The sequence below is a fragment of the Vibrio sp. YT-17 genome, from assembly GCF_033337375.1.
Taxonomy (GTDB): Bacteria; Pseudomonadota; Gammaproteobacteria; order Enterobacterales; family Vibrionaceae; genus Vibrio; species Vibrio alginolyticus.
Map to the genome: position 1 here is coordinate 1 of NZ_JAWOQP010000153.1, position 1,164 is coordinate 1,164.

Here is a 1,164-nt window from a genome sequence, read left to right on the forward strand (position 1 = left end):
CCTTCATGCGGGGATCCGGATCCCTTGTTATTGTGTTTGCGTCTTTATAATGACTAAAGATCAGCCAAGCGAAATACTTGGTTTATGCCGTTTTGATTTCTTCTCGCAAGCCCGTAAATTCAGGCATCAGAGAGATCAATTTTTTGCTGTATTCGTGCTGTGGAGCAGTAAAGAGCTGCTCGGTAGGCGCGACTTCCAATAACGTGCCCATCTGCATTACACCTACTCGGTCACACATCTGACGAATCACCGGTAAATCGTGACTGATAAACAACATCGTTAGGTTCAGTTCACTTTGCAGATCTTTTAGCAAGTTCAGAATTTGTGCCTGTACCGACACATCCAACGCTGATGTCGGTTCATCACAAATCAAAAGTCGAGGACGAGTTGCCAGAGCGCGCGCAATCGAAATACGCTGACGCTGACCACCAGAGAATTCATGAGGATATTTCACGCCAGCCATGCGACCCAAACCAACATGATCAAGCAAATCATTTACGATTTGACGTGTTTCTGCTTCATTCTTGGTGAGTTTATGGAAACGAATTGGCTCGGCAATAATGTCTGCCACCTTCATACGAGGGTTAATAGACGTGTATGGGTTTTGGAACACCATCTGCATTTGACGTTGCATCGGACGACGCTCTTTTTCCGACTTCATCGCCGTGAGATCGATGCCTTCAAATTTCACTTGGCCAGAGTTTGGCTCATACAAGCCAGCAATCACGCGCGCGATGGTCGACTTACCCGAACCTGACTCACCCACCAGACCAAACGTCTCACCTTCGTGCACCTCAAAACTCACATTGTTCGATGCCTGCACGTACTCACGGCGGCTTTCAAACAAAGAGTCCTTAGTCACAAACCTTAGGTTGACGTTTTTCACATCCAACAACGGGCCAGTGTACTCACGCTGATCTTGGCTTTGACCAAGCCAGTGGTTCTTGATGTCCAGCGACTTCATTTCTGTCGCTTCTTCGATGTAACTCACCAGAGGGAAACGATCGAGCTTTCTGTCTGAGCGAGGAACCGCCGAAATCAAGCTGCGCGTGTATGGGTGACCTGGGTTACACAACCCTTTTGCCGTTGGCCCAAACTCAACAAGATCGCCACGGTACATCACCGCCACGCGGCCTATAACCTTTGAAACACCACCCATGTCGT

Annotated in this window: 1 protein-coding gene; it reads right to left on the minus strand. The window is 48.4% G+C overall.

The window, feature by feature from the left end; genetic code table 11:
* Positions 1-82 precede the first annotated feature (82 nt).
* Positions 83-1,164: ABC transporter ATP-binding protein (locus R7F67_RS24595; protein ID WP_318057509.1), on the minus strand; the 1,082-nt coding region annotated here is incomplete at its 5' end.